The 23504-nt window shown below is 68.7% G+C and carries 22 protein-coding genes; 15 read left to right on the top strand and 7 right to left on the bottom strand.

The genetic code is table 11. From position 1 onward, the window contains the following. Positions 1 to 53 precede the first annotated feature (53 nt). On the top strand, positions 54 to 473 hold the full coding sequence (locus tag ABZ552_RS18150) for a VOC family protein (RefSeq protein WP_357438402.1): 420 nt from the start codon (positions 54 to 56) through the stop codon (positions 471 to 473). Between the two features lie 67 nt (positions 474 to 540). Here the strand turns inward: ABZ552_RS18150 and ABZ552_RS18145 are convergent, their stop codons facing one another. Continuing rightward, positions 541 to 1323 carry a crotonase/enoyl-CoA hydratase family protein gene (locus tag ABZ552_RS18145; protein WP_281877144.1) on the bottom strand — a complete coding sequence of 261 codons (783 nt, stop codon included), beginning with the start codon at positions 1321 to 1323 and terminating at the stop codon, positions 541 to 543. A gap of 60 nt (positions 1324 to 1383) precedes the next feature. Between ABZ552_RS18145 and ABZ552_RS18140 the strand changes: the two genes are divergently transcribed. Continuing rightward, on the top strand, positions 1384 to 3033 hold the full coding sequence (locus tag ABZ552_RS18140; RefSeq protein WP_281880717.1) for an acyl-CoA synthetase: 1650 nt from the start codon (positions 1384 to 1386) through the stop codon (positions 3031 to 3033). Positions 3034 to 3100: 67 nt separating this feature from the next. Here the strand turns inward: ABZ552_RS18140 and ABZ552_RS18135 are convergent, their stop codons facing one another. Beyond that, positions 3101 to 4288: an FAD-dependent monooxygenase gene (locus ABZ552_RS18135; RefSeq protein WP_357438397.1), complete on the bottom strand. Its 1188-nt coding sequence runs from the start codon at positions 4286 to 4288 to the stop codon at positions 3101 to 3103. A gap of 103 nt (positions 4289 to 4391) precedes the next feature. On the opposite strand from ABZ552_RS18135, the gene ABZ552_RS18130 reads away from it, so the two are divergent. Then, entirely contained in the window at positions 4392 to 5018 is a 627-nt protein-coding gene (locus tag ABZ552_RS18130; RefSeq protein WP_281877147.1) for a TetR family transcriptional regulator, read from the top strand. 290 nt (positions 5019 to 5308) lie between these two features. Here the strand turns inward: ABZ552_RS18130 and ABZ552_RS18125 are convergent, their stop codons facing one another. Then, on the bottom strand, positions 5309 to 6424 hold the full coding sequence (locus ABZ552_RS18125; protein WP_281877149.1) for an acyl-CoA dehydrogenase family protein: 1116 nt from the start codon (positions 6422 to 6424) through the stop codon (positions 5309 to 5311). Positions 6425 to 6444: 20 nt separating this feature from the next. Then, positions 6445 to 7638 (bottom strand): acyl-CoA dehydrogenase family protein, encoded by a 1194-nt coding sequence (locus ABZ552_RS18120; protein WP_159842136.1) that lies wholly within the window; start codon positions 7636 to 7638, stop codon positions 6445 to 6447. A gap of 207 nt (positions 7639 to 7845) precedes the next feature. Here ABZ552_RS18120 and ABZ552_RS18115 point away from each other — a divergent pair, with 207 nt between their 5' ends. The 12 genes from ABZ552_RS18115 to ABZ552_RS18060 all read left to right on the top strand — a co-directional run bounded on the left by ABZ552_RS18115 (position 7846) and on the right by ABZ552_RS18060 (position 19587). Continuing rightward, entirely contained in the window at positions 7846 to 8034 is a 189-nt protein-coding gene (locus tag ABZ552_RS18115) for a ferredoxin (protein WP_281877152.1), read from the top strand. A gap of 43 nt (positions 8035 to 8077) precedes the next feature. Then, positions 8078 to 8980, top strand: coding sequence for a 3-oxoacyl-ACP reductase (locus ABZ552_RS18110; protein ID WP_281919104.1), 903 nt, complete (start codon positions 8078 to 8080; stop codon positions 8978 to 8980). Positions 8981 to 9270: 290 nt separating this feature from the next. Next, on the top strand, positions 9271 to 10035 hold the full coding sequence (locus tag ABZ552_RS18105) for an ABC transporter permease (protein WP_281877154.1): 765 nt from the start codon (positions 9271 to 9273) through the stop codon (positions 10033 to 10035). Positions 10036 to 10039: 4 nt separating this feature from the next. Beyond that, positions 10040 to 10891 carry an ABC transporter permease gene (locus tag ABZ552_RS18100; RefSeq protein ID WP_159842140.1) on the top strand — a complete coding sequence of 284 codons (852 nt, stop codon included), beginning with the start codon at positions 10040 to 10042 and terminating at the stop codon, positions 10889 to 10891. 37 nt (positions 10892 to 10928) lie between these two features. Then, a complete protein-coding gene (locus ABZ552_RS18095; RefSeq protein ID WP_281880718.1) occupies positions 10929 to 12110 on the top strand; it encodes an MCE family protein in 1182 nt (393 codons plus the stop codon). After that, positions 12107 to 13135, top strand: coding sequence for an MCE family protein (locus tag ABZ552_RS18090; protein ID WP_281877155.1), 1029 nt, complete (start codon positions 12107 to 12109; stop codon positions 13133 to 13135). Before ABZ552_RS18095 ends, ABZ552_RS18090 begins: the two co-directional genes overlap by 4 nt. Beyond that, positions 13132 to 14193: an MCE family protein gene (locus ABZ552_RS18085; protein WP_281877157.1), complete on the top strand. Its 1062-nt coding sequence runs from the start codon at positions 13132 to 13134 to the stop codon at positions 14191 to 14193. The genes ABZ552_RS18090 and ABZ552_RS18085 overlap by 4 nt, the downstream gene beginning before the upstream one ends. A gap of 82 nt (positions 14194 to 14275) precedes the next feature. Continuing rightward, a complete protein-coding gene (locus ABZ552_RS18080) occupies positions 14276 to 15556 on the top strand; it encodes an MCE family protein (RefSeq protein WP_281877159.1) in 1281 nt (426 codons plus the stop codon). Continuing rightward, the gene (locus ABZ552_RS18075; protein WP_228829719.1) at positions 15553 to 16806 is read left to right on the top strand and encodes an MCE family protein; all 1254 of its coding nucleotides are present in this window, start codon (positions 15553 to 15555) and stop codon (positions 16804 to 16806) included. The genes ABZ552_RS18080 and ABZ552_RS18075 overlap by 4 nt, the downstream gene beginning before the upstream one ends. After that, complete coding sequence (locus ABZ552_RS18070; protein ID WP_281877161.1) at positions 16803 to 18227, top strand: MlaD family protein; 1425 nt, start codon at positions 16803 to 16805, stop codon at positions 18225 to 18227. The genes ABZ552_RS18075 and ABZ552_RS18070 overlap by 4 nt, the downstream gene beginning before the upstream one ends. Further along, positions 18224 to 19093: a hypothetical protein gene (locus ABZ552_RS18065; RefSeq protein ID WP_357438387.1), complete on the top strand. Its 870-nt coding sequence runs from the start codon at positions 18224 to 18226 to the stop codon at positions 19091 to 19093. Before ABZ552_RS18070 ends, ABZ552_RS18065 begins: the two co-directional genes overlap by 4 nt. Then, positions 19090 to 19587: a h domain protein gene (locus ABZ552_RS18060; RefSeq protein WP_281877163.1), complete on the top strand. Its 498-nt coding sequence runs from the start codon at positions 19090 to 19092 to the stop codon at positions 19585 to 19587. The genes ABZ552_RS18065 and ABZ552_RS18060 overlap by 4 nt, the downstream gene beginning before the upstream one ends. 17 nt (positions 19588 to 19604) lie before the next feature. On the opposite strand, the gene ABZ552_RS18055 is transcribed toward ABZ552_RS18060, so the two are convergent. The 3 genes from ABZ552_RS18055 to ABZ552_RS18045 all read right to left on the bottom strand — a co-directional run bounded on the left by ABZ552_RS18055 (position 19605) and on the right by ABZ552_RS18045 (position 23420). Then, entirely contained in the window at positions 19605 to 21071 is a 1467-nt protein-coding gene (locus ABZ552_RS18055) for a HAMP domain-containing sensor histidine kinase (protein WP_357438384.1), read from the bottom strand. Then, the gene (locus ABZ552_RS18050; RefSeq protein ID WP_281877166.1) at positions 21068 to 21799 is read right to left on the bottom strand and encodes a response regulator transcription factor; all 732 of its coding nucleotides are present in this window, start codon (positions 21797 to 21799) and stop codon (positions 21068 to 21070) included. Before ABZ552_RS18050 ends, ABZ552_RS18055 begins: the two co-directional genes overlap by 4 nt. Positions 21800 to 21869: 70 nt before the next feature. After that, positions 21870 to 23420, bottom strand: coding sequence for a trehalose-6-phosphate synthase (locus tag ABZ552_RS18045; protein ID WP_281880719.1), 1551 nt, complete (start codon positions 23418 to 23420; stop codon positions 21870 to 21872). Positions 23421 to 23504: the final 84 nt, after the last annotated feature.

The raw sequence follows: 23504 nt of genomic DNA, 5'->3' as shown, positions 1-23504 counted from the left end.
CCCGGCCCGTCCTATCCAGTGACACGAACGGACTTGCTCGAGAGGAAGAGGCCATGAGCAGCAATATGATCTTCATCAATCTCCCGGTCACCGATCTGCACCGGTCGACGGCGTTCTACGAGGCGCTGGGCTGGAAGGTCAACCAGGAGTTCACCGATGACAACGCGGCCTGCATCGTGATCGATGACAACATCTGCCTGATGCTGCTCACCGAGGATTTCTTCACCACCTTCAGCAAGCGGCCGGTGGCCGACACCAAGGCGGCGATCGGCGCCGCGTACGCGCTGGCCCTCGGCAGCGCTGCGGAGGTCGACAACCTGACCGAGGCCGCGCTGGCCGCGGGCGCGACCGAAGAGGTGAACGAGGACAAGCGGGCGCAAGAGGCGCAGGTCGGCATGCACGGCCGCACCTTCATCGACCCGGACGGCCACCAGTGGGAGCCGTTCTGGATGGATTACCCGGGCGCGAGCTGAGCCCGGCGACGGGTTGCCCCCGATGCGCGTGCACTGGTCGCGCATCGGGGGCGTTGGGCTCTCGTCGTCAGTTTCCGGTGAAAGAGGGCTTACGCTTTTCCGCGAACGCCCGAGGCCCTTCCTTGGCATCCGCCGAGCGGAAGACCGCCATGCCGAGCTTGGCGTCGATCTGGAAGGCGTCCTCCTCCGGCATGGCCTCGGTCTCCCGGATGGTGCGCAGGATGGCCTGCACGGCGAGCGGGCCGTTGGCGGCGATCTGCCCCGCGATCTCCAGCGCTTTGTCCAGCGCGGTGCCGTCCGGGACCACGTGCCCGATCAGGCCGATCTCCTTGGCCTCCGCCGCGGTGATGTGCCGGCCGGTGAGCAGGATTTCGGCGGCGACGGTGTAGGGGATCTGGCGGACCAGCCGCACCGCCGAGCCGCCCAGCGGGAACAAGCCCCAACGCGCTTCGGAGACACCGAATTTCGCGCTCTCCCCGGCCACCCGGATGTCGGTGCCCTGCAGGATCTCGGTGCCGCCCGCGATGGCCGGGCCCTCGACCGCCGCGATCAGCGGCTTGGTCAGCCTGCGGCCCTTGAGCAGCGCCTCCAGCTTGGCCGGGTTCCAGCCGCCGCCGTCGATGGTGTCGCCCGGGTGCTCGGAGGTCATGCCCTTGAGATCGGCGCCCGCGCAGAACGCGCCGCCCGCGCCGGTCAGGATCGCGACCCGGATGTCCGGATCGTCGTCCACCTGGTTCCAGGCGTCCTTCATGATCGCCATCATCTCGCCCGACAGCGCGTTGCGCGCCTCGGGCCGGTTCATGGTGACGATGAGGACGTGGTCGCGCTTCTCGACGAGGCAGTGCGGCATCGCTGATTCTCCTGACTTCTAGCCTTGTCAGAAACAGTAACACGTTCTATTTTTAAGGCTGTGAGCTACAACATAGCGGACCTTGTCGAACATGCCATCGACCTGATGCCCGACCGCGTCGCGCTGGCCGACGACGGCCGCGAGGTCACCTACGCCCAGTTGGAGGAGCGGGCCAACAAACTCGCTCACTACCTGCAAGAACAGGGAGTCCAGCCGGGTGACAAGGTGGGTATCTACTCACGCAACACGATCGAGGCCGTCGAGGCCATGGTCGCGATCTTCAAGGCGCGGGCCGTGATGATCAACGTGAACTTCCGTTACGTCGAGAACGAGTTGCAATACATCTTCGACAACTCGGACATGGTGGCGCTGATCCACGAGCGGCGCTACAGCGACCGGGTCGCTGCCGTCCGTCCCAAGACCCCGCAGCTGCGCACCGTCGTCGTCGTCGACGACGATACGACCGGCACGATTCCCACCGCAGCGGATTCGGTGGAATACGAGGCGGTGATCGCGCAGTCCTCGGGTGAGCGCGACTTCGGCGAACGCTCGCCCGACGACCTGTACATGGTCTATACCGGCGGCACCACCGGCATGCCCAAAGGCGTGATGTGGCGCCAGGAGGACGTGTGGCGCGTGCTCGGCGCGGGCATCAACTTCATCACCGGTGAATACGTCCAGGACGAATGGGAATTGGCGAAGGTCGGCGCGGGCAGCCCGCCGATGGTGCGGTTCCCGATCCCGCCGATGATCCACGGCGGGGCGCAGTGGGCCACATTCCACAGCCTGTTCGGTGGCGGCAAGGCCGTGATGCTCCCGGAGTTCTCCGGGCACGGCGTGTGGCAGGCCATCGACAAGCACAAGATCAATCTGATCTTCATCACCGGGGACGCGATGGCGCGCCCCATGCTCGACGCGCTCATCGAGGGCAACCCGGAAACCGGTCAGCCCTACGACCTTTCGAGCTTGTACGTGATGGCCAGCAGTGCGGCGCTGTTCTCGCCCGCGCTCAAGGACCAGTTCCTCGAACTGCTGCCCAACCGGATGATCTCCGATTCGATCGGTTCCTCCGAGACCGGGTTCGGCGGCATCGCCATCGTGGCCAAGGGGGCGACGCACACCGGCGGGCCGCGCGTGAAGATCGACGCCTCCACCGATGTGCTCGACGAGGACGGCAATCCGGTGCGGCCCGGCTCCGGCGTGGTCGGCATCCTGGCTCGGCGCGGGCATATCCCGCTCGGCTACTACAAGGACGAGGCGAAGACCGCGGCGACGTTCAAGGAGTTCAACGGCATCCGCTACGCCATCCCCGGCGACTTCGCTCGCGTCGAGGAGGACGGCACGGTCACCATGCTCGGCCGCGGTTCGGTCAGCATCAACAGCGGCGGCGAGAAGATCTACCCCGAGGAGGTCGAGGGCGCGCTCAAGACCCACCCGGAGATCTTCGACGCGCTGGTGGTCGGTATCGAGGACGAGCGCTGGGGCCAGCGGGTGGTCGCGGTCGTGCAATGCCGCGGCGAATCCCGCCCCACCTTGGAAGAACTGCGCCCCATGCTCACCCAGGAGATCGCGCCGTACAAGCTTCCCCGCAGCTTGTGGTACGTCGACGAGATCAAGCGCTCGCCGGCGGGCAAGCCCGACTACCGCTGGGCGAAGGAGCAAACCCAGTCCCGCCCCGCCGACGACAACGCGGTGGCGAGCGCGAAGTAGCGGTTTGCGCAACGTGGCCGGCCACCGTCCCATGCGACGGTGGCCGGCCACGTTGTTGTTCGCGGGATCAGCGGTTTGCCAGTTCGGCCAGTTGGTAGGCGAGGCGGTGGCGGAAGGCGGGGATGCGGGCCAGGGTCGTGAGGGCCAGGTTGCGCAAGGTGCGGGCCGGGCGTGCGCGCAGGGTCGCCATTTTGGTCATGCGGTCGGTGAACGAGACGACGCCGAGGGCGACCGGGCGGCGGGTGGCTTCGTAGTCGTCGAGCAGGGTGTCCGGCTCGCCCGCCAGCACGCGGGCCAGCAGCGGGCCGAGAGCGGCGGCGTCCTGGATGCCGGTGTTCATGCCCTGGCCGCCGGCCGGGCTGTGCACGTGGGCGGCGTCGCCCGCGAGCAGGATGCGGCCGCTGCGGTACCGGTCGGCGACGCGGTGGTGCACGCGGAAGCGCGAGCTCCACAGCACCTCGTGCACGCGCACCGCGCCGCCGGGGCCGCGGGCGGCGAGGAGGGCCTGGATGTCCTGCGCGGTCGAGTGCTCGGGCGCGGTTTCCAGGGTGGCGACCACGCGGAAGCGGTTGGGCTCCTTCTCGTCGGGCAGCGGCGCGACCACCGTGACACCCTCCGGTGAAAGGTGCAGGGCGACTTCGTCGCGGGCGATCGGCCAGTCCATCCGCACGTCGGCGAGGACGAAGGATTCCGGGTACGACGCGCCGGTGAAGCCGATGCCCGCTTGCTCGCGGACGATGCTGTGCATGCCGTCGGTCCCGATGACGTAGTCGGCGCGGATGCTGCCGGGCGCGCCCGCCTCGTCGGTGTATTCGACCGTGACGCCGTCGTTCTCCTCGGCGACCCGGGTGACCTGGTACGGCCGCTGGACCTCGCCGCCCGCCTTCCGCAGCCGCTTCAGCAGCACCGCCTCGGTGGTGTCCTGCGGGGTCATCAGGGTGTACGGGTAGCGCGTCGGGAGTCCGTCGAAGTCGATGGTGGCCAAGGTGCTGCCGCCGTCGTGGACGGTGAAGCGGGCGACGATGTCGCCTGTCGCGACCAGTTCGTCGGCGATGCCGAGCTGCTCGAGCACTTCCAGCGTCCTCGCGTGCACGACCGCGGCGCGCGAGGTGTTCGCGCCTTCGCTCAACCGGTCCAGGAGGACGAAGTCCACGCCCGCGTCGGCCAGCGTGATGGCGGCGGTGAGCCCGGCGGGGCCCGCGCCGACGATCACGACGGCGGTGGTGGCGGGCAGCGGGTTCGTGGTGGCGTTCATCGGAACTCCCTCTATGTCAACGTTTGTAGGCCAACGTTTGTTGGCATAACCGTAGCGCCACTAGCGCTAGGAAGTCAACAGTTGTTGGCCTACACTTGTTGGCATGACCGTCGATCCTGATCAAGCGCCCGCCCGCCGCTCGGACGCGACGCGTGCGGCGATTCTGGAAGCGGCCCGGGCGCGGTTCGCCGCGGAAGGCTTCCGCAAGGCGACCATCCGCGCCATCGCGGCGGACGCGGACATCGACCCGTCCATGGTCATGCGGTATTTCGGCAGCAAAGACGGCCTCTTCGCGGCGGCGGTCGATGTGCGGCTCGACTTGCCGGACCTCGCCTCCGCGGACCCGGATCACCTGGGCGAACTGCTGGTACGCCGCTTCTTCGAGATCTGGGAGGAGCAGCCGAACAAGGAGGTACTGCTGACGCTGCTGCGCTCATCGATCACCGACGAGGCGGTCGCCGACCGCGTCCGCGCGATCTTCACCGAGCAGATATTGCCCGCCGTCCTGCGCTTCGGCGATCCCGCCGATGCCTCCCGCCGTGGCGGCCTGATCGTCACCCAGATGCTGGGGCTGGCCCTGTGTCGCTACGTCCTGTGCCTACCCCCGGTCGTCGCCCTGACCCGCGCCCAGATCATCGCGGAGGTAGGCCCCACCCTCCAGCGCTACCTGACGTCCGTCCCGCCAGAGGAACCCGATGCCGTGGCGGCGCCGATTCAGAGTTCGGGGTAGATCAGCGCGACCGTCGGGAAGTAGCCGCGATACCGTGCGACATCCCGGGTCAGCAAGCGATAGCCCGCCGCGGCGGCGTGCGCTCCGATGTAGAAGTCGGGCATCGGAGAGCGCTTCGCGCCGCTGTTCCGGCGATAGCGCTGGTAGGCCTTGCCCGATCGATCGCTCAGTCAGACCGCCCGCGTGTATTGCGGGTGAGCGCAGACTTGAACCGGCGACTCGCCTGAAACAACGAATTCCGGCCCGCACGACGTGCTGTCGTGCGGGCCGAATCGTCTGTGGTGCCGCGCTCAGCCGGCCAGCAGCGCGCCGAGGGCGCGGAGGTGGTCGGTGCTCGCGCCGAGGGCGAACTCGTTGTGTTTGGCGGCGGTGAAGTAGTTGTGCACGATGTGGTCGCGGTCGATGCCTACGCCACCGTGCACGTGGACGACGGTGTGCGCGACGCGGTGGCCCGCGTCGGCGGCCCAGAACTTGGCGGTGTGCACCGCTTCGGCGGCGGGCAGGTCCTCCGAGAGCAGCCACGCCGCCTGGGTGACGGCCAGGCGCAGGCCTTGGACGTCGATGTAGGCGTCGGCGAGCCGCTGGGCGACGGCCTGGAAACTGCCGACCGCCTTGCCGAACTGCTCGCGCTCCCTGGCGTATTCGGCGACCAGCTCGAGCGCCCGTTCCAGGGTGCCGAGCTGCGCGGCGCTCAGGCCGAGCCAGGCGCGGGTGAGCAGCCAGTCCAGGATCTCCGCGCCGCCTGCGACGCTGCCGACCAGCTCGGCGGGCGTATCGGTGAGCTCGACCGCGAACTCGGGGCTGCGGTCGACCACCTGCTGCGCGCTCACCGTCGCCGCCGCGGGATCGACCAGGAACACCGCGGTGGTCCCGGAGACCGTGGCGGGCACCAGGATTCGCTCGGCCCGGTTCGCGAAGGGCACCGTGGTCTTGGCCCCGGTCAGCCGCCAGCCGTCGCCGGTCTCGACCGCGGTGGTGGCCGGTGCGGCGGGTTCCCAGTTGCGCTCCTCGGCCAGCGCCACCGTCAGGATGACGCTGCCCGCGCCCGCCCGCGTGGCCAGTTCACGCTGCTCCTCGGAACCGAACCGCGCCAGCGCGCCCGCGCCGAGCGCGATCGACCACAGATACGGCACGGCCGCGAGATGCTTGCCCAGTTCCCGCAGGATGGCGGTCTGCTCGAGCGCGCCGAGGTCGCTGCCGCCGACCGACTCGGGCAGCGCCGCCGCGAGCACACCGGTCTCGGCCAGCGAATTCCACAGCGGCTGGTCGAATCGCTCGACGTCCGCTCCCGCCTCGGCCCGGTTGCCGTCGAGTTCGCGCAGCCGATCGGCGGTGACCAGCTTGCCGCACACCTCGCCGGTCAGCCGGCCGAGATCGAGTTGGGCTTCGGTGGGGGTGAAATCCATGGTGGTCTCTCTGCTTTCGGTCAGCGTGCCGCGGCAGGCTGCTTGAGGGCGGTCATGGCGATGATGTCGCGCTGCACCTCGTTGGTGCCGCCGCCGAAGGTGAGGATGAGCGCGGCTCGGTGCATCCGCTCCAGCCGTCCGCGCAGTTGCGCGCCGGGGGAGTCCTGGCGCAAGTACGCCTGCGGGCCGAGCACCTCCATGAGCAACCGGTAGGCCTCGGTGGCCAGTTCGGTGCCGTACACCTTGCAGGCCGAGGCGTCCCACGGCCGCGGAGCCGCGTCGCCGCCCGCATCGGCGCGGCTGGCGATCTCCCAGTTCAGCAGCTTGAGGTAGTCGACCTTGGCATGCACCTTGGCCAGGTTGAGCTGCACCCACTCGCGGTCGATCACGCGGGAGCCGTCGGCGGCCTTGGTGTTGCGCGCCCACTCGACGGTCTGGTTCAGCGCCAGCGCCAGCGGCGCGGCCGAGGTGAGCGCGACGCGCTCATGGTTGAGCTGGTTGGTGATCAGTGCCCAGCCGCCGTTCTCCTGGCCGACCAGCGCGCTCGCGGGCACGCGAACGTCCTGGTAGTAGGTGGCGCTGGTGTCCGGTCCCGCCATCGTGTGCACGGGAGTCCAGGAGAATCCCTCGGCGGTGGTCGGCACGATGAGCATGCTGATGCCCTTGTGCTTCTTGGCCGTCGGATCGGTGCGCACGGCCAGCCAGACGTAGTCGGCGTAGGCGATCAGGCTGGTCCACATCTTCTGGCCGTTGATCACGTAGTCGTCGCCGTCGCGCACCGCGGTGGTGCGCAGGCTGGCCAGGTCGGTGCCCGCGCCCGGCTCCGAGTAGCCGATGGAGAAGTGCAGCTCACCGGCCGCGATCTTGGGCAGGAAGAACTTCTTCTGTTCCTCGCTGCCGTAGTGCATGATCGTCGGCGCGACCGAGTTGATGGTCAGGAACGGCACCGGCGCGCCCGCGATCGCGGCCTCGTCGGTGAAGATCAGCTGGTCCATGGTGGGGCGGTCCTGGCCCCCGTACTCCTTGGGCCAGCCCAGCGCCAGCCAGCCGTCGTGGCCCATCTGCTGGACCACCTCGCGGTACACATTGCCCTGCCCGTACTCGCCGGTCTGCGCGCTCAGCGCCTCCCGGCGCTCGGGGGTGATGAGCCGCGCGAAGTAGTCGCGCAGCTCTGCGCGCAGCTGCTCCTGTTGCGGCGTGTACGCAATGCGCATGGCAAAACCTCATGGGGATGGTCGGCCGACGGAGCTTGCGGAGTCGGCGGGGCGGGTAGGACCGAGCCTTCGTGGGATCGGGTTCCCCCGATCATTGCATATGGACTGAAACATGTTCCAGTATTGATACCGAATCCGGCCGATGACGCCTCGGTGGGGCGCATCGGCTTGTTAGGCTTCGGCCAGAGTGGCGGTAAAGGAGTTGTCATGAAGATCAGTGTCGATCCGGACCAGTGCGAAGCGAATGGAATCTGTGTCGGAATCGCCCCCGACGTGTTCGAACTCGATGACGAGGACGTACTGCACATCACGAACGCCGACGTGCCCGACGATCGGCTCGCCGATGTCCAGGACGCCGTCGCGCAGTGCCCCAAGGCGGCGCTGCGGTTGCAGTGAGCGATGCTTGCCGTAAGTTGGAACACGTTCTAGAGTCGGCCGCGTGAGCAATGATCTGAGCCTTGCGGGCCGTGTAGCGATCGTGACCGGCGGCGGCGCCGGACTTGGGCGGGCCGAAGCGCTCGCGCTGGCCCGGGCCGGCGCGTCGGTGGTGGTCAACGACCTCGCGGAGTCGGACGCGGTCGCCGGCACGCTCGGGGAGATCCGGGCGCTCGGCGCCAAGGCGGAGTTCGTCGCGGGCAGTATCGCCGAACGCGCCACCGCCGACGCGTTGATCCGCACCGCGGAGGAGTCGTTCGGATCGGTCGACATCGTCGTCAACAACGCGGGCATCACCCGCGACCGGATGCTGTTCAACATGTCCGACGAGGACTTCGACGCGGTGCTCGCGGTGCATCTGCGCGGCCATTTCCTTCTCTCGCGCAATGCCGCCGCCTACTGGCGCGGCAAGTCGAAGCAGGCGGGCGAGCCGGTCTACGGCCGGTTGATCAACACCTCGTCGGAGGCCGGGCTGCTCGGCCCGGAGGGGCAGGCCAACTACGGCGCCGCGAAGGCGGGCATCACCGCGCTGACCCTCTCGGCCGCGCGGGCCCTCTCGCGCTACGGCGTGCGCGCCAACGCGATCGCGCCGCGGGCGCGCACCGCGATGACCGAGGCGGTATTCAGTCCCGCCCCGGAGGGTGCGGCCGATCCGCTGTCGCCCGATCACGTCGCGCGGCTGGTCGCCTACCTGGCCTCGCCCGCGGCCGACGCGGTCAACGGGCAACTGTTCGTCGTCTACGGGGGGATGGTGGCGCTGATGGCGGCGCCGGTCGTGGAGCGCCGGTTCGACGCCACCGGCGGGGAGTGGTCGGCCCAGGATCTGGCCGACACGCTGGGCGGCTACTTCGCCGATCGTCCGCAAGGGCGGACTTTCTCGGCGTCTTCGCTGACCGAGCTGGGGTGAGCCGTGGCGGCTCGCCGCCGCCGCGCTACTGATCAGCTGTCCAACTGTTGATCATGGCATCGGTGCTTGGTAGACATAGGGACGGGTTATGTCCCAGCTCACAAAGGTGGGATCATCACTCGCTGACACCGGTTCCAAATTTATATGCCGATTTTTCGAGAAATTGCACTTCAAAAGTGTGAAAAAGGCTACCGGCAACACGGTGAACATGTTCTAATCGTTCCGGCGGTGCGGCCACGGTGAGATTCGCGCCGTGTGCTTGTACGCCGGGTGAGCAAGGAGGATCGCGGATGAACGAGGTCCTTGCCGTGCCATTGCGGGCCGTCGGTGGATTCTTCGAACTCACCGCCGATGTCGCACGCTCCAGCGTGCGCAGACCGTTTCAATGGCGCGAGTTCATCGACCAGTCCTGGTTCATCGCGCGGGTATCGATCGTGCCCACATTGCTGGTGGCCATTCCGTTCACCGTCCTGGTGAGCTTCACGCTGAACATTCTGTTGCGGGAGATCGGCGCGGCCGACCTCAGCGGCGCGGGCGCGGCATTCGGCGCGGTCACCCAGGTCGGGCCGATCGTCACCGTGCTCATCGTCGCGGGTGCGGGCGCCACCGCGATCTGCGCCGATCTCGGCGCGCGCACCATCCGCGAGGAGATCGACGCGATGCGGGTGCTCGGCATCAATCCGGTGCACCGCTTGGTGGTCCCCCGGGTGCTCGCCTCGATGTTCGTCGCGCTGATGCTCAACAGCCTGGTATGCACCATCGGCATCGTCGGCGGATTTCTGTTCTCGGTGTTTCTGCAGGACGTGAACCCCGGCGCGTTCGTCAATGGCATCACGCTGCTCACCCATCTGCCCGAGTTGATCATTTCGGAGGTGAAAGCCGGATTGTTCGGGCTGATCGCCGGACTGGTCGCCTGCTATCTGGGCCTGAATGTCAAAGGTGGACCCAAGAGTGTCGGTGATGCGGTGAATCAGACCGTAGTCTTCGCTTTTATGGCCCTGTTCGTCGTGAACGTGGTGGTCACCGCCGTCGGCATCAAGTTCACGGCGCGGTGACGCGATGGCCTTCGTAATCGAATCCCGCTTTCCCCGGACCGTGCGACGGGTGCGCCGCATGTCGGACTCGCTCGATTCGGTGGGCAAGCATGCCGTGTTCTACGCCCAGGCGCTCGGTGCCATTCCGCGGGCTCTGGTGCACTATCGCACCGAGACCATCCGGCTGATCGCCGAGATCAGCATGGGCACCGGCGCGCTGGCGGTGATCGGCGGCACGGTGGTGATCGTCGGGTTCCTCACCCTCTTCGCGGGCGGCACGATCGCCGTGCAGGGCTACAGCTCCCTGGGCAATATCGGCGTCGAGGCGCTGACCGGCTTCTTCGCCGCGTTCATCAACGTCCGCATCGCGGCGCCGGTGATCTCCGGCATCGGCCTGGCGGCCACCATCGGAGCAGGCTCCACCGCGCAGCTGGGCGCGATGCGGGTGGCCGAGGAGATCGACGCGCTGGAGTCGATGGCGATCCGGCCGGTGCCGTACCTGGTCGGCACCCGCGTGCTGGCCGGGATGATCGCGATCGTCCCGCTGTACGCGCTCGCGGTGATCGCCTCGTTCCTGGCCAGCCGCTTCGCCACCGTGGTGATCTACGGGCAGTCGGCGGGCGTCTACGACCACTACTTCTCCACGTTCCTGATCCCGAGCGACATCCTCTGGTCCTTCGCCCAGGCGATCTTCATGGCGCTGGCGGTCATGCTGATCCACACCTACTACGGGTACAACGCCGCGGGCGGGCCGGTCGGCGTGGGTGTCGCGGTGGGCAACGCGGTGCGCGCCTCCTTGGTCGCGGTGGTCACGGTGACCCTGTTGATCTCGCTGGCCATCTACGGCACCTCCGGCAACTTCCATCTCTCCGGATAGCGACATGGCGGAATCGAAGCAAACGGAAAGCCGCCTCATGCAGGCGCTGCGCGGCGGGCTCGGCCTGAAACTGGCCGGGGCCGCGATGGTGCTCGCGCTGGTCGCCGTCGTGGCGGTCGCACTGATCATGTTCGTCGGCGGGTTCACGCCTACGGCCACCGTGACGGTGGACGCACCGCGCAGCGGCCTGGTGCTGGACCCGGACGCCAAGGTGAAGGTTCGCGGGGTGGAGATCGGCCGGGTGGACTCCGTCGACAACACCGACGAGGGCGCCCGGCTGAAGCTGGCACTCGATCCGGAGCTGTTGAAGCTGGTGCCGTCCAACGCGGACGTCGACATCAGGTCCACCACGGTGTTCGGCGCGAAGTACGTCAACTTCATCGTTCCGCAACAGCCCTCGACCACGTCGCTGCAACCGGGCGCGGTCGTCACCGCGCAACGGGTGACCGTCGAGTTCAACACGCTGTTCCAGCACCTGTCCGACGTGCTGGCCAAGATCGAACCGGAGAAGCTGAACGCGACGCTGTCCGCGCTGGGCACCGCGTTGCAGGGTCGCGGGGAGAAGCTGGGCGCACTGCTCGAGCAGAGCGACGCCTACCTGCGCGACATCAACCCGTATCTGCCGGCGCTGCAACAGGACCTGGCGAAAACCGGCCAGGTCACCGAGCTGTACGCGGATACGGTGAACGACCTGCTGCGCACAGTGGACAACTTCACGGTCACCAGCCGGACCCTGGCCCAGGAGCAGGACAGCCTGGACAACGTCCTGGTGAATCTCACCGGCCTGGCCGACACCACCGGATCGGTGTTGCGCGACAACGAGAACCAGCTCGGCACCGCGCTGGACCTGCTGCGCCCGACCACCGGCCTGCTCGACGAATACGCGCCCGCGCTGTACTGCCTGATCGGCGGCCTCGGCAAAGCGCTGCCGATGGGCGAGGCGGTCTTCGGCGGCCTGCAGGAAGGCGTCGCGCTGAACACCGGCTTCATGTACGGCGCGAAGCCGTACACCTACCCGGAGGATCTGCCCAAGGTCAACGCGACCGGCGGTCCGCAGTGCGCGGGCATCCTGGACCGGGTGCCGGGCAGCCACTCGAACTATGTCGTCACCGACACTTCGGAAGGTCACGTGTACACGCCGTCGACGACGCTGAGTGTGAACCCGCCGAAGATCTTCCAGATCCTGTTCGCCGGACTACCGGGGGTGCCGCGCCCGTGAGGAACACCGCGACCACCGTCAAACTGGCCATCTTCACGCTGGTGATGACGCTGATCTTCGCCGGCTTGGCGGTCGTGTTCAGCCAGATGCGCTTCGCGCGGGAGAACGGCTATCACGCCGTGTTCACCAGCTCCTCGGGCATGCTGCCCGGTGCGAAGGTGCGCATCGCGGGCGTGCCGGTCGGCTCGGTCACCTCGGTACAGGTCGGCAAGGACTATCTGGCGCACGTCGAGTTCGACGTCGACCGCAAGTACCGGCTGCTCACCAGCACCCGGGCGGCGATCAAATACGAGAACCTGGTCGGCGACCGGTATCTCGAGCTGTCCGAGGGGCCGGGCTCGAACCGGGTCTTGCAGCCGGGCGGCACCATCGTCAAGGAGCAGACCGCGCCCGCGCTGGATCTGGACATGCTGCTCGGCGGGTTCCGGCCGTTGCTGCGCGGCTTGGATCCGGGACAGGTGAACGACCTGACCAACGCGCTGCTGCAGATCTTCCAGGGCCAGGGCGGCACGCTGGTGTCCCTGCTCAACAGCGGCGGTTCGTTCGCCAAGACGCTCGCCGACCGAGACGCGCTGATCGGCAGCGTCATCAACAACCTGAATACGGTGTTGCAGACGATCGACCAGCGCGGCGACCAGTTCGCCACCACCATCGCCGAACTCCAGCGCCTGATCAGCGGGTTGGCCGCCGACAAGGACCAGATCGGCGACGCGCTCCCGCGCATCGCCGGGGCCACCGGCGACCTGACCGACCTGCTCGCCCAGGCCCGCCCCGACCTGCAGGGAACCATCGAGCAGACCGGACGCCTGGCAACCAATCTCGACGCCGGGTCCGACACGGTGCAGTGGGTGCTGGAGCGGCTGCCGTCGACCTATCGCCAGCTGATCCGCATCGGCTCATACGGCTCCTTCCTCCAGCTCTACGTCTGCTCGACGAATTTCCTGGTGGACGGCCCGAACGGCCAGACGATGAAGATCAACATGCCCGGGGCGCAGACGACCGGAAGGTGTGCGGACAACCGATGAACGAGCAGCGATCACCCGCCATCACCATCGGCATCGTCGGCCTCGTGCTCGCCGTGGCGGTGGCGCTGTCCGCCCTGCAATTCGACCGGTTGCCGTTCATCCGTTCCGGCGCCACATTCACCGCCTACTTCGCCGACGCGGGCGGGCTGCTCCCCGGCGACCCGGTCCAGGTCGCGGGCGTGCGGTCCGGGCGCGTGGAGAACGTCAGCCTGGACGGCGCGAAGGTGCTCGTGCGCTTCACCCTCGCGGAGTCGATCGTGCTGGGCGAGAGAACGTCCGCGGCCATCAAGACCAACACGGTGCTCGGGCGCAAATCCCTGGAGGTGACGCCGTCCGGCTCCGGCGCGCTGCGCACCGACGACACCATCCCGCTCGACCGCACCACCTCACCGTATTCGCTGAACGAGGCGCTGAGCGAACTGGCGGGCACGGTGCACGACCTGGACCTGGACCGCGTCGACCAGACCCTGGACGCGCTCTCGGCCACCTTCGCCGACACGCCCGCGCCGTTGCGCTCGGCGCTCGACGGCGTCACCGCGCTGTCGCGCAGCATCAACGCGCGCGACCAGGCCCTGACGGATCTGCTGAAGCGGGCGCAGAGCGTGACGAAGATCCTCGCCGACCGCGGCAACCAGATCAACGCGCTGCTGCTGGACGGCAACGAACTGCTCGGAGAGCTGGACCGGCGGCGCACCGCGCTCGGGCAGCTGATCGTCTACGTCAACGGACTCGCTCAGCAGTTGTCCGGTTTGGTCGCCGACAACGAGGCGCAGCTCAAACCCGCGCTGGACAAGCTCAATTCGGTGCTTGCGCTGTTGCAGCGCAACAAGCAGAACCTCGCCGACGCGCTGGACGGGCTCGGCCCGTTCGCCGCCGCCCTGGGCGAACAGGTCGGCAGCGGCCCCTACTTCCAGGCGTACGTGATCAACGCCGCGAGCAAGACGCTGCAGCCGCTGGTGGACGCGCTGGTGTGGCCGCAGCACCTGCCGAACGATCTGCAGAGCTACCTCACGCCGCCCCCCTCGATCGAACCCGCGATACAGGAGCCGCCGCGATGAGTGGGCATCACCCGTCCATCCCGCACCCGTCCCGAGCCGTCGACGGATCGGCTCCGACGGCGGGGGAGCCGCGTCCGGAGGGATGTGCATGCTGAACGTCGTACGAAAACTGCCCCGCTGGGCGCTGGTGCTGGCCGGAGTGGTCGTCGCGGCGCTCGTGGTCGCGGTCGCGTGGAACGGCATCGCCCGCATCGGCACCACGAAGGTCACCGCCTACTTCCCGTCCACGTCGGGCCTGTACGCGGGCGACGACGTACGGGTACTCGGCGTCAAGGTCGGCCGAATCGACGCCATCGAGCCCGGCGCCGACCGGGTGAAGGTGACGATGACCCTGAATCGCGGAGTCGACGTCCCCGCCGACCCGAAGGCGGTGATCATCTCGCCATCGCTGGTGTCGGCGCGTTTCATCCAGCTCGCGCCCGCCTACACCGGCGGACCGAAGCTGGGCGACGACAGCGTGATCCCGATCGAGCACACCGCGGTGCCGGTCGAGTGGGACGACATCAAGGCCGAGCTGTCCAAGCTGGCCACCGCGCTCGGCCCGGTCGGCGACGACAAGCAGGGCTCGTTCGGCCGCTTCGTCGACACCGCCGCCGACAACCTCGACGGCAACGGGCAGCGGTTCCGCGACACATTGCGGGAGCTGTCGGCGACTTTGAGCACGCTGTCGGACGGTCGCACCGACCTCTTCGGTACCGTGCGCAACCTGCAGAAGTTCGTCGAGGTGCTGTCGGCGAGCAACGAGCAGATCGTGCAGTTCGGCGGACGGCTGGCGTCGGTGTCCTCGGTGCTGGCGGGGGTCTCCTCGGACCTCGGTGCGGGACTGGACAACCTGGACGCGGCGATCGTCGACGTGCGCCGGTTCATCGACGGCAGCGGCGCCGAACTCACCGAGGGCGTGCAGCGGCTGGCCGACGCCACCCAGGTGCTGGTCGACAAGCGGCCGGAACTGGAACGCGTCCTGCACTCAGGCCCCACCGCGCTGGTCAACTTCTACCAGATCTACAAACCGGCCCAGGGCACGCTGACCGGCGCGATCGCGCTGAACAACCCCGCCGACCCGCTCGGCTTCCTGTGCGGTTCGGTCCGGGCGCTGGAGACCAACGACGCCGACCGCAGCGCCGACCTGTGCGCGCAGTACCTGGCGCCTGTGATCAACAGCCTGAGCATGAATTACGTGCCGATCATGACGAACCCGGCCAGCGGTGTGACCGCGTTCCCCGACCAGCTGGTGTACACCGATCCCAGCCTGGCCGGGCGGGTGGCGAACCAGACTCCGCAGCAGCCGCAGCCCGCTCCGGTGAGCGTGCCGCAGGGTCTCGCCGGTCTGGCGATTCCGGGCCTGACAGGAGGTGGGCGATGATGCCGACGCGGCGGATGCGCCGGACCGCCGCGGTCGCGGCGGGGCTGGCGGTGGCGCTCGGCGTCTCCGGCTGTCAGTGGGACGGACTGAACTCGCTGCCGATGCCAGGCACCGAGGGCACTGGGCCGGGCTCCTACGAAGTCCGCATCCAGATGCCCAATGTGACCACGCTGACCCGGAATTCGCCGGTGCGGGTGCACGACGTCACGGTCGGCACGGTCGCCGGGATCGAGGTGGAGGACTGGCACGCGCTGGTCACCGTCCGGCTGAACCCGGATGTGCACCTGCCCGCGAACGCCGTCGCCAAGATCGGGCAGACCAGTCTGCTCGGGTCCAACCATCTCGAACTCGCCGAGCCGACGGATCAAGCCCCCCAGGGGCAGTTGCAGGCGGGCGACGTCATTCCGCTGGGGCGGGCCGGGACCTTCCCGACCACCGAGCAGGTGCTGTCCTCGCTGTCGGTGGTGCTCAACGGCGGTGGCGTCGCGCAGCTGGAGACCATCACCCACGAACTCAACTCCGCCCTCACCGGGCGGGAGGAGGCCATCCGGGACCTGCTGCCGCAGCTGAACGAGCTGACCACGAACCTGGACCGCCAGACCGGCGACATCATCGCCGCCATGAGCGGGCTGGACCGGCTCGGCGGGCAACTCGCCGAGCAGCGCGACGTGGTGGCCGCGGCCATCGAGCAGATCCATCCGGCGTTGACCGTGCTCGCCGACCGCCGCGCGAACATCACCCGGGCGATCACCGCGCTGGGCGAGCTGAGCGACGTCGTGCGGCGCATCGTCGACGCCAGCGGCGAGGACCTGAAGGCCAACCTGCGCAGCCTCGTGCCGGTGCTGAAGTCGCTGTCGGACACCGGCAGCGACCTGACCGAAGCGCTGAAGATCCTGGCCACCTTCCCGTTCCCGATGAAGAACCTGGATCACGCGATCAAGGGCGACTACCTCAATCTGTTCATGACCGTGGACATCACGGGCAAGCGGCTGGATTCGAACTTCCTCACCGGAACGCCGCTGGGCGGACGGTTCGGCGGCGTGGAAGGCGCGCTCGGCAGTTTCGCGCCCGGCACGGCCGCGCAGAACGGCGACCCGGCCACCGGGCCGTTGCAGGCGCCGCCGCCCGCGGCGAGCCAGCCCGCCCCGACCATCCCCGGACTGCCGCCGATCCCGGGCATTCCCGCCATTCCCGGGTTGACCGTGCCCATGCCGGGCAACACCGCGCCGGAAGGGGGTCCGGGACAGTGAAGCTCACCCGGTTCGTCCGTACCCAGCTGATCATCTTCTCCGTCCTGACGGTGATCGGCCTGGTGGTCATGGGCGGCACATACGTCAAGCTGCCCGCGATGTTCGGCATCGGGCGCTACGAGGTCACCGTGCAGCTCGCCGCGACCGGTGGGCTGTATCCGACGGCCAACGTCGCCTATCGCGGCACGAACGTCGGCGTGGTGAAGGAGGTCCGGCTGACGCCGGTCGGCGTGGACGCGAAGCTGTCCATCGCCAGCGACTACAAGATCCCCTCCGACGTCGACGCGTGGGTGCGCAGCGTCTCCGCGGTCGGCGAGCAATACGTGGACCTCGTGCCCGCGCAGAACCGCACGGGCGGAAACCTGCGCGACGGCAGCGTGATCCCGGTGGAGCGCACCAAGCTGCCGCAAGACGTCGGCGCGCTGCTCGACCAGGCCGACCGGCTGCTGTCGAGCGTCGCGGACACCCGGCTGAAACAGGTGATCGACGAGGCGTTCGTCGCGTTCAACGGCGCGGGACCCGACTTGCAGCGGTTCATCGACTCCGCGTCGCTGCTGGTCCAGGAAGCGCAGGCGAACGCGGAACCGACGAAGCAACTGCTCGACCAGATCGGGCCGCTGCTGGACACCCAGACCCGCTCGGACGCCGCGATCCGCTCTTGGACCGCCGACCTGGCGACGGTCACCGACCAGTTGCGTGGCCACGACCCCGCGCTGCGCGGCATCCTGCGCGAGGGTCCGTCCGCGATGCAGCGGGTGACCAACCTGTTCGACGATCTGCGTCCCACGCTGCCGCTGCTACTGTCGAACCTGGTCAGCGTCGGCCAGGTCGCGGTCACGTATCACGCCGGACTGGAACAGATCCTCGTGGTGTATCCGCCGCTGGTCGCCGCCTTGCTCACCGCGGTACGGGGCCCGCTCGAATACGGAGCCCTGGTCGACTTCATGGCGTTGGTCAACGACCCGCCCGCCTGCACGACCGGCTTCCTCCCGCCGGACCAGCGCCGCTCGCCGAGTTTGCTCGACACCCCGGACACGCCCTCGGGCCTGTACTGCAAGGTGCCGCAGGACGCTCCCGAGGCGGTGCGGGGCATTCGCAACACACCGTGCGCGGAGGTGCCCGGCGTGCGCGCCCCGACGCCGGAAATGTGCCGGACCGGGTACGTTCCATTGGGAAATAACCCGCCGTTCGGGCCGCCGCAGCCGGTGGCGCCCGCGGCGGCGCCCGCCGATGAGCCGCCCGTCGTCGCGCCGGCGAGTTACGGGGGCGGCACGCCAGCCGCGGCCCGAGCCTACGACCCGGGCAGCGGCGTCTACATCGGCCCCGACGGTCGGACATACCGACAGGGCGATATCGGACCGAGCGGTTCGGGCACGGTACCGTCGAGCTGGCAGGCGATGCTCGAGGAGCAGCAACGATGAGTGAGAGCAACGGAGAAGGCCACCGCACGCGACGGCGTGCGGTGCGCTCGGCCGGGCCGCCGGTCGAGGGAATCGAGACCGGCGGCGCGCAGACCGCGACCGCCACTGATGCGCAGACCGCGTCAGCCGCTGGTGTGAAGACCACGACAGCCGCTGGCGCGAAGACCGCCGCCGAGGTCTCCGCTGCGACCGAAACCGCTGGCCCGAACAACGGATCGAGTTCCGAAGCCACCGAGTCGGGCACCCCGGGCGCATCGGCACCGGCCCGGAGCGACTCGACCGCCGACGCGGGCAAGGCGGCGGTCGCCTTGACGAAAACCCAGGCCGAGCAGGTCTCCGAAGCGCCGTCCGCCGAGCAGAAGCCCGCCCCGGGTCAGGGTCGCGGCCTTCCCCGCATTCTCGCGATGGCCGCCGCCGCGCTGCTGGTCGTAGCGCTCGTCTGCGGCGCGACCCTCTCGGCTCTCGCGATGCGCTCCGCGCACCAACGCGACGAGCGTCGCGCCGAATACGTGGAGACCGCGAGGCAGGCGATCGTCAACCTGACCACCATTCGCGCCGATTCGGCCAAGCAGGACATCGACCGGATCCTCTCGCTGGCCTCCGGAGAGTTCAAGACGGAGTTCGACGGCCGGGTCGACCCGTTCACCAGCATCGTGCAGCAGGCGAAAGTGGTTTCCAGCGGCGAGATCGTGGAGGCCGCGCTGGAGAGCGACGACGATCGCTCCGGGCGGGTGCTGGTCGCCGCCAAACAGACGCTGACCAATGCGGGCCAGGCCGAGCCGCAGACCAGGTACTACCGGTTCCGGGTCACCGTCGCGCGCGGCGATTCCGGGCTGACCGTGTCGGACGTGGAGTTCGTGGCATGACCAGCATGAACGGAATTCGAGCCAGGATCCTGCTCGCGGTGCTCGGTGTCGTGGTCGCCGCGGCCGCGATCGTCGGCGGCGTCAACGGCTACCGCTACTGGGACGACCGGCAGGCCGAGCAGTCCCGCAAGGACGCGGTCGCGACGGCGGGACGCACCGTCGAGGCCATGTTCACCTACAACCCGCAGACGGTGGACACCGAACTGCCCAAGTCCGCCGACAACCTCACCGGTGATTTCCGCACGGACTACCTGACGCTGATCGAGAAGCAGATCGCGCCCGGCGCCAAGGAGAAGCAGCTCACCGTCACCGCGACCACGCAGGCGGCCGGTGTCATCTCCGCCGACCGCTCGCACGCGCAGGTCCTGCTGTTTCTCAACCAGGTGATGACGAGCAAGGACACCCCGCAGGGCACCACCACGGGCAGCCGCGTGCGGGTCACGCTGACGAAATCGGATTCGCACTGGCTGGTCTCTGCGGTGACCCCGGTCTGACCGTCGACCGGGATCCGCTAGGACGCCTCCGCAGGCTGCCTGCGCGGTAGCCGCACGGTGAACGTCGTTCCGGTGCCGGGCGAACTGCGCACGCCGACTTCGCCGCCGTGCGCGGTCACCAGCGCCTGCACGATGGACAAACCCAGCCCGGTGCCGCCGCTGCTGCGGGCGCGGGAGCTGTCGGTGCGATAGAAGCGCTCGAAGACTCGTTCGGCATCCTCCGGCGGCAGACCGGGGCCGGTGTCGGCCACCTCGAGCAGCACGTCGTCGGGGCGGGGCCGCAAGAGCACCGTCACCTGTGCGTCGGGCGCGGTGTGCGTGAGGGCGTTGTTCAGCAGATTGCCCAGGACCTGGCGCAGCCTCGCTTCGTCGCCGATCACCTCGAGCGTCCCCTCGCCGGGTTCGATCTTCAGTTCGATGGTGCGGACGGGCCCGTCGGATCGCCCCGCGGCGACCACAGCCCGTGCGTTGTGCACTCCGTCGCTGGCCACGGCGAGCAGATCCACCGGGCCGAGCTCCAGCGGACGCTGCGCATCCAGCCGCGCGAGCATCAACAGGTCCTCCACGAGCACGCCCATCCGCTGCGATTCCCGCTCGATGCGGTCCATGAACGCGGCGGGATCGCCGGTGGCGCCTTGGCGATACAGTTCGGCGAAGCCGCGGATGGTGGTCAGCGGTGTGCGCAGCTCGTGGCTGGCGTCGGCGATGAACCGGCGCATGCGCTCCTCCGACCGGCGCGCCGCCTCCTCGGACGCGGCGGTGGCGGTGAACGCGCGCTGGATCTGCGCCAGCATCCCGTTCAGCGACCTGGACAGCCGGTCGACCTCGGTGTTGGTATTGCGCACCGGGACCCGCCGGTGCAGATCGCCGCGGGCGATGGCCGCGGCGGTGCTCTCCACCCGCCGCAGCGGCCGCAGGCTGCGCCGCACCACGAAGTAGGCGAGCACCGCCAGGACCGCCAGGACGACCGCCCCGACGATCAGCTCGAGCATCACCAGCCGGTGCACCGTGTCGGTGTTCTGGGTGAGCGGCAGCGCCACCGTCGTGGTGCCGTCCGGTGTGCGCAGTGTCAGCACACGCCACCGGATCGGCCCGCCGTTCACGGAATCGACGGTGTACGGGCCGGACGGTGCGGTCGTGGGCAGAGCCGGCTCGGAGTCGACAGCGAACGCCGAGATGACGAACACGCGCCCATCGTTGCGGATCGAGCGCACGTAGAACTGGCTCGGGGCGTGGCGCGGGTCGGGCGGCAGCACCGGAGGGGGCGGCGGGCGTCTCGACCATTCCCGCGCGCCGTCGCGCAACTGCTGGTCGGTGCGGTCGGTCAGCTGCTGGTCCAGGGCCGAGGTGACGACCATGCCGGAGACGAGCAACCCGAGCCCAGCCGTGAGCACCAGCAGGACCATCAGCGTCACGCGCAGTGGAACGGCGGAAAGCAGGCCGGAGACCTTCGCGCGCGCCGTGGCGATCCGGCCCGGGCTCATGTACCGCTCTTGCGATGAGGCGCGCGCATCACGTAGCCGACGCCGCGCAGAGTGTGGATCAGCCGGGTATCGCCGGTGTCGACCTTTTTGCGCAAGTAGGAGACGTAGGTCTCCACGACGCCGACCTCGCCGCCGAAGTCGTAGCGCCAGACGTGATCGAGGATGCGCGGCTTGCTCAGTACGGTGCCCGCGTTGACCATGAAGTAGCGCAGCAGGGTGAATTCCGTCGGCGACAGCGCGACCGGCTCGCCCGCTTTCCACACCTCGTGGGTGTCGTCGTCGAGCTCGATGTCCTCGAAGCGGATGCGCGAACTCTCCCGCTGCGGCGCGGCGTGCCCCGCCCGGCGCAGGATGACCCGCAGCCGGGCCACCACCTCTTCCAGGCTGAACGGCTTGGTGACGTAGTCGTCGGCGCCCAGGGTGAGGCCGGTGACCTTGTCCTGCACGTCGTCGCGCGCGGTCAGGAACAACACGGGCGCGTCGACGCCGTCCGCCCGCAGTCGGCGCAGCAAGCCGAACCCGTCCATGCCGGGCATCATCACGTCCACGATCAGCGCCTGCGGACGGAAGCTGCGCGCCTTGTCCAGCGCCTGCGCGCCGTCGGCCGCGGTGTCCACTTCGAAGCCCTGGTAGCGCAGGCTCACCGCGAGCAGTTCGACGATCATCGGCTCGTCGTCGACCACCAGGATCCTGGCCTCTGGCGTCTGCTGCCCGGGCGCACCACTCATGGCTTCATGGTCCGCTATCCGCCTGCGAACTTCCTGGACCCAAGCTGGGTGGTTCCTGTGAACGCCGGCTTCAGCGTGGCTCGCGGTCCTCGGGGTAGACGTCGTCGTCGGTCAGCAACGCGCTGCCGGCGACCTGGTCCTGCGCCAAAGCGTCGAGGAAGGCCCGCGCCCAGCGATCCACGTCGTGGGCCAGCACCTGCCTGCGCAGCGAACGCATCCGCCTGCGTTTGACGTCGCGCTCGTCCTCCAGCGCCGCGACGATGGCGTCCTTCACGTCGTCGAGGTCGTGCGGGTTGCACAGGTACGCCTGCCGCAGCTCGGCCGCCGCGCCGGTGAACTCGCTCAGCACCAAGGCGCCGTTGAGCCCGCTGTGACACGCGACGTACTCCTTGGCCACGAGGTTCATGCCGTCGCGCAACGGGGTCACCAGCATCACGTCGGCGGCCACGAAGAACGCCACCAGCTCGTCGCGCGGGATCGGGCGGTGCAGGTAGTGCACCACCGGATAGCCGACCCGGGCGAACTCGCCGTTGATCCGGCCGACCTGGCGTTCGATGTCGCCGCGCATCTGGATGTAGCTCTCCACCCGCTCGCGACTGGGGGTGGCCAGCTGGATCATCACCGTCTCGGAGGGATCGATCCGGCCCTCGATCAGCAGCTCCTCGAGCGCGTTGAGACGGATGTCGATGCCTTTGGTGTAGTCCAGCCGGTCCACTCCGAGCAGGATGTTCTTCGGGTTGCCCAGCTCGGCCCGGATCTTGGCGGCGCGCTCGCGCACCGAACGGCGCCTGGAGTGCTCGTCCAGTTCGGCGGAGGCGATCGAGATCGGGAACGCGCCGACGCGCACCGTGCGGAATCCGACCTGGACCACGCCCAGCTTGGAACGGACCCCGACCGAGCCGCGTGACGTGGGCTGACCGGCCAGCCTGCGGGCCAGATAGAGGAAGTTCTGCGCGCCGCCGGGCAGGTGGAAGCCGATGAGATCGGCGCCGAGCAGGCCCTCCACGATCTCCGTGCGCCACGGCATCTGCATGAACAGCTCGACCGGCGGGAACGGGATGTGCAGGAAGAACCCGATGGTCAGGTCCGGGCGCAGCATGCGCAGCATCTTGGGCACCAGCTGCAGCTGGTAGTCCTGTACCCACACGGTCGCGCCCTCGGCGGCGACCTTGGCGGTGGCCTCGGCGAAACGCCGGTTCACGGTGACGTAGGCGCTCCACCACTTGCGGTCGTAGACCGGCCGCACGATCACGTCGTGATACAGCGGCCACAGCGTCCCGTTGGAGAAGCCTTCGTAGTAGTCGGCCACCTCGTCCGCGGACAACGGGACCGGATGCAGTTCGAGACCGTCCTCGATGATCGGGTCCACGTCGACGTTGGGGACGCCCGCCCAGCCGACCCAAGCCCCCTTGTTGTTCCGCAGGACCGATTCCAGCGCGGTCACCAGACCGCCCGGACTGCGCTTCCATCGGGTGCTGCCGTCGGGCAGTCGTTCCAGGTCGACGGGGAGCCGGTTGGCGACGACGACGAAACCGGAGCCCGCACCGGAGCCGGTGTTCTCCGCCGCGGCGTCAGCAGTCGAGGTGTCTCTGGCGTGCTCGGAGTCGTCGGACGGATTCATCTGGTCCACTCACGCATCCTTTGCGCGTTGCTGTATCCCGCTGGAGTTGTGTAGTCGACGTCGCCGTTGGCGTCGAGAACGAGG

The organism is Nocardia sp. NPDC019219, from assembly GCF_040632645.1.
GTDB classification, from domain to species: domain Bacteria; phylum Actinomycetota; class Actinomycetes; order Mycobacteriales; family Mycobacteriaceae; genus Nocardia; species Nocardia sputorum.
Note: the sequence above shows the minus strand (reverse complement) of the source record. Positions and strands in the feature narration are given on the sequence as shown.